Genomic DNA, 4,286 nt, shown 5'->3' with positions numbered 1-4,286 from the left:
GGTCGCCGTCTTTGTTGCGTTTATTCTCATCTCGACATTTGTGAAGAGGCTGCGCCGATTCCGGCGGGAGTTTGTTCCCAGGTTCCCCAAGCCCGCGGCTGACTGATCGGTGAACTTCACCTCGTTTCGTCTGCTGGCATTCAAGCGGGGGTCTGCAGGAGCGGGGCCCGCAAATGACGGCGTATCCGTAGTTGCGAAGGAAGGAAGGCTCGAACATGACAACGCTCGGTGGTGTGCAAGTACAGCCTGTCGATCGACGGTCAGGCCGGATACACCGTCGAGTTCGCGCGGTGATCCTGAAGTAATGATCAGTGTGCAGCGTTGAATGCGTCTTCGATAGCAGCGGGAATGCGGCCGCGATCGCTGATCTCGTAACCGTTGTCTGCGGCCCACTGCCGGACAGCTCTGGTCTGAGCCGGATTACGTGTGGCCCCGCTGTTCGAGGGTGCAGCAGATGGAGCCGTGGAGGTGGGGGAGTGCCGACGCTTACGCCCGCCGACGCGGGTCGCGTGCTCGATGTAGTAGCCGATCTTGCGGTGAAACTCGCTGGCGTTCTTTGCCTTCAGGTCTACGAGGTAGTCGACGCCGTTGACGGAGAATTCGATTGTCTCGCCTGATTCGTCGTCGATGACCGAGCCGTCGATATCGTCGACCAATTGGGTGAATATTTTTTTCGCCACGGTTCTATGCGGCCTCTCTCGAATGGAAACACATTGCTGTCGACTGCCACTCTAACCAGACCGAACCCGCAGGCAGATGCACCAGATGAGGAAATGCGTAATAGGCACTTCCTCCCGTGTCGACCACGCCACCGCTACTCGACCTTATTTCGTCTAGTCGACTTGACTAGAAAATGTCCAATCGACTAGACTAAAGTCATGGTTACCGAGCAGCCCACGCGGAAAGTGGTCAAGGCCCTCAAAGCGGCCGGGTTCACCTCGGTCCGCACGGTCGGATCGCACAGCACGTGGGTCTCGGCCGACGGCGCAGTCAAAGTGACTGTGCCCGATGGGCACCGGACGATCTCGCCCGGTGTCTACCGCAAGATCCTCGCAGCCATGAAGGAGGCACAGCAGTGAGCAAAACTTACACGGTGTCGGTGACCCGAGACGGCAAGTGGTGGATGATCGCCGTCCCCGAACTCGACGCCCTCACTCAAGCCCGTCGCATCGACGATGTCCACACCGCAGCGAAAGAACTCATCGCCCTCGAAACCGGAGTCGCCCTCGCCGATGTCGAGATCGAGCAGCACATCCAGCTCGAACCCGGGGGAGAGGATCTCGCGGTCCACATCGCCGAGATCGCGACACAGCGAGCACGTCTGGCCGAGGACGAAGCCCGCGTCAAAGCCAGCACCGAGGCCTTCGCGAAGAAGCTCGCCACCGCTCAGGTACCCGTCCGAGATATCGGATCGCTTCTCGGCGTGACATTTCAGCGAGCCAGCCAACTCGTCAACAATTGACCTGAGCATCGAATGTTCGGTCCCTCGCAACTGCATCGGTTTCACGGTTGTGAACGACTAGAGTCGGTGCCATGCCAACTCTGCCAGAGGGCCAATCCCTGCTCATCCGTACGTACTTCGGCGATGACGGTGCCTGGGCGCAGGTTGCGCGAGATGCCCAGGCGTCGCACGTGCAAGACAGTGGTTATGAGGCTCAAGCCTTTCTGACGACGGTCGACGACCCGGAGTTTGCCGACATGTCGGTGTCACGCATTGTCGGCTTGGTGGAATCTCCGCCGCCGGACTATCTCTTCGTAGTCGACCAGCGGGCATGTGACGAGCCGGAACATCCAGTGCTCGTTGTGGATACAAGTGCCGATCCGGACGATGAGGCAGCTACTTTTCGGGTTGTACCGAGCAGGCTTGCGGTAATCGAGAACAACTTGTCTATCGCAAATCTGAGCTTCGACGACCTCCGTTCCGGCGCGGACCTGGATGGGGTGTACCGCGGTGCCGGAGCAGTGCAAACTATAGAAAAGCCGCAGGTCCGAAGCGAGGATTTGATCGCCGCAGCAGACAACGCAGACGACTCGCCGACGGTCCAGCAACTGCGAGAGGATCTGAGAAAAAGGTCAGTACCGGTTTGGCCGGCGATGGTCGTCACCGATCTGCGGGACAGGTACGACGCGATTGCAGGAGGGACCTACAACTCGGAACTGACCATCGGATACGACGAGACCCTTCAGGTTCTTGCTCGGGGCGGCTCGGGGTTGGGAATCCACTTCGCGCTCGTCGACAGCTACTGGTCCATCTACCTGGACTCGGACAGTCTGAGCTTGCTGGCCGCCATGAAAGTGATCTATCCGTCGTGACCGCCGCCCGCACGGGATTTTATGAGCGGCCATAAAGACACCAGGGGCGCGCCGGTCCCTGAATCTAGCCAGGGACCGGCTCGCCACGGCGAGCAGGATCAGGAAATGGTGAACTCGCGCGCCTCCGTTACGACGGCTCTGACGACCTGATCTACGACACGGGAACCGCGCCCGGCGCTGCTGCGTCGAACTAGACATGGACCCAGACGAACGCGCCGCCATCATCGACGAGGGCTACGACCCCGACGACCCGGCCGTGCGCGCGGACCTCGATCACGTCAGGCGTCTGCTCGCCGAACATCGCCACCTGACAGCCGACCCCGAACTCTCCCTCGACCACCTCGCGAACGCCGCTAGGGTTCGCGAACCAGGGCCAGCTTCGGGCACACGCAGGTAGTTCGACATCGAACGTATGTTCGCATAGATTGAGGGCACTGATCCGTTCGGCGAAAGGTCGCACTCATGGCCGGTATCGCCGACACGATTCCCGACCTGACCAGCCTGGACAAGGCTGCACAGCTCGCCGCTCTTCGCCGCAGCATGGCCGCGATCCCCGGACGCCGCGACCACGCACCCACCGACTCCGACGACTCGCCCGCATTCGCCCCCTCGCAGCCGAACGCGCAGGCCGCCGCGACCGACGGCGATGAACGGGCACTGAGCGGCCCCGTGCGCTCACGAACCCTCAAAACCCTGCCGGTGCCCATGCCGCTGTCGGAACTGCTGCCACGCGGCGCGCTGGCCCGCGGAACGGCCCTGTCGATCACCGGTGCCGGATCGATTCTCGTCGGACTCGTCGCCACCGCCACCGCGGCCGGCCACCACGTCGCACTGATCGGTCAACCCAAGTTCGGGCTCCTCGCCGTCCACGAACACGGCGGGGACTTGTCGAAGATCGCCCTGATCGACCCCGGTCAAGCAGACCCTCTCGACGCCGCCAATATCTGCATCGATGGGATCGATCTGGTCATCAGCACCGTCCACGGTCGCGACGTACCGCCGACCCGCGCACGTGCCCTGCTGGCCCGAAACCGAACTCTTATCCGGACTAAGCGGGGTTAGCAAGTCGAGGTGTCTGAGCTAGCCAGTCACACGCTCTCGACGGACCGTACCCTGCCTGAGGCTCCCATGCCGATCAGATCCACCGCGATTGTGCGGTAGCCGTGTGCTGCGACGGCGGGCGTGATGTTGCGCCACAGGTAGGACGAGGTGGGATTGCCGTGCAGGAACAGTACGAGTGGACCGGTACCCGCATCGGTGAAGCTGATCGTGCTGCCGAGAACGGGCAGAGTTCGTGGCTGCACCAAAGCGTTCCCTCGACCTGAACCGGCGGAGTGTCGCGGACCGCTAGTGGGCGTGGGCCTGGAGTGCTTGGCGGGCTTTGCGTTCGACGAACAACGGGACGAAATCGCGGATGGAGTTGCCCTCGAAACGGGCATGCTCGGCGGCGATGGTGTCGTCGATGACCGGGCGCGGCACATCGGGAAACTGGGCACCGAGGCGATCGCGGACGGCGTCGATGTGCTCGTGTTCGGTGGTAGTCATCTTTTGAACGATCCGCTCTGTTCGGGGTGTGGTCAATTGGGTGTCCGGCGTGGTTCCGGAGTCGGGCAGTCGGTGCCTACCCCGAGACATCGGTAAACCGTGTGTGGAGGGCGTCGAGTTGGCGGTGCAGCGCGTACAGCAATTTTCGCTGCGACCGGGCTTCTTCGTTGTGCCAGAGCCGGGCGGTGCCTTGGCCGATTCGCCCGGCTTTGTGGGCGAGTTGTTCGGCTTCGTCGACGAGCGCCGAAACAGCGTTGATCTCGACAGTCAGCATTGCCGCGAAGATCTGCGCCTGCGCACGATCGGAGCTGTCGGGCCCTCGCCGGGATGTGGTCGACGACGGTTTCGTGCTGGGTGCGTTCATCTTCTGGCCACCGGAACGTGGCGAGTGTTCCGCCCCAGGTGAATGTGTGATGAACTGCGCCGAT

8 protein-coding genes and 1 pseudogene are annotated in these 4,286 nt (G+C 62.2%); 5 read left to right on the top strand and 4 right to left on the bottom strand.

The annotated features are described in order from the left end of the window. Nucleotides 1-308: 308 nt before the first annotated feature. The gene (locus A2J02_RS09730; RefSeq protein ID WP_032385460.1) at nucleotides 309-680 is read right to left on the bottom strand and encodes a histone-like nucleoid-structuring protein Lsr2; all 372 of its coding nucleotides are present in this window, start codon (nucleotides 678-680) and stop codon (nucleotides 309-311) included. 198 nt (nucleotides 681-878) lie between these two features. On the opposite strand from A2J02_RS09730, the gene A2J02_RS09725 reads away from it, so the two are divergent. The 5 genes and pseudogenes from A2J02_RS09725 to A2J02_RS09705 all read left to right on the top strand — a co-directional run. After that, complete coding sequence (locus A2J02_RS09725) at nucleotides 879-1,079, top strand: type II toxin-antitoxin system HicA family toxin (protein ID WP_008720157.1); 201 nt, start codon at nucleotides 879-881, stop codon at nucleotides 1,077-1,079. Further along, on the top strand, nucleotides 1,076-1,462 hold the full coding sequence (locus A2J02_RS09720) for a hypothetical protein (RefSeq protein WP_032385459.1): 387 nt from the start codon (nucleotides 1,076-1,078) through the stop codon (nucleotides 1,460-1,462). The genes A2J02_RS09725 and A2J02_RS09720 overlap by 4 nt, the downstream gene beginning before the upstream one ends. Before the next feature lie 71 nt (nucleotides 1,463-1,533). Then, nucleotides 1,534-2,313, top strand: coding sequence for a DUF6924 domain-containing protein (locus A2J02_RS09715; protein WP_052056699.1), 780 nt, complete (start codon nucleotides 1,534-1,536; stop codon nucleotides 2,311-2,313). Between the two features lie 196 nt (nucleotides 2,314-2,509). After that, nucleotides 2,510-2,710 (top strand): hypothetical protein, encoded by a 201-nt coding sequence (locus A2J02_RS27650; RefSeq protein ID WP_094724361.1) that lies wholly within the window; start codon nucleotides 2,510-2,512, stop codon nucleotides 2,708-2,710. A gap of 65 nt (nucleotides 2,711-2,775) precedes the next feature. After that, nucleotides 2,776-3,348: pseudogene (locus A2J02_RS09705) on the top strand (hypothetical protein); the annotation flags it as partial. Nucleotides 3,349-3,401: 53 nt separating this feature from the next. Here A2J02_RS09705 and A2J02_RS28650 read toward each other — a convergent pair. From A2J02_RS28650 to A2J02_RS09690, 3 genes are all read right to left on the bottom strand, one after another. Beyond that, nucleotides 3,402-3,617 (bottom strand): alpha/beta fold hydrolase, encoded by a 216-nt coding sequence (locus tag A2J02_RS28650; RefSeq protein WP_042940341.1) that lies wholly within the window; start codon nucleotides 3,615-3,617, stop codon nucleotides 3,402-3,404. A gap of 43 nt (nucleotides 3,618-3,660) precedes the next feature. Further along, a complete protein-coding gene (locus tag A2J02_RS09695) occupies nucleotides 3,661-3,858 on the bottom strand; it encodes a three-helix bundle dimerization domain-containing protein (RefSeq protein WP_008720647.1) in 198 nt (65 codons plus the stop codon). A 76-nt stretch (nucleotides 3,859-3,934) separates the two neighbouring features. Beyond that, nucleotides 3,935-4,286 (bottom strand): hypothetical protein (locus A2J02_RS09690; RefSeq protein ID WP_231893737.1); only part of this gene is annotated, 352 nt, incomplete at its 5' end.

This window comes from Rhodococcus sp. EPR-147 (assembly GCF_001647185.1).
Taxonomy (GTDB): domain Bacteria; phylum Actinomycetota; class Actinomycetes; order Mycobacteriales; family Mycobacteriaceae; genus Rhodococcoides.
The sequence above is the reverse complement of the archived record's forward strand: the minus strand, read 5'-3'. Positions and strand labels throughout refer to the sequence as shown.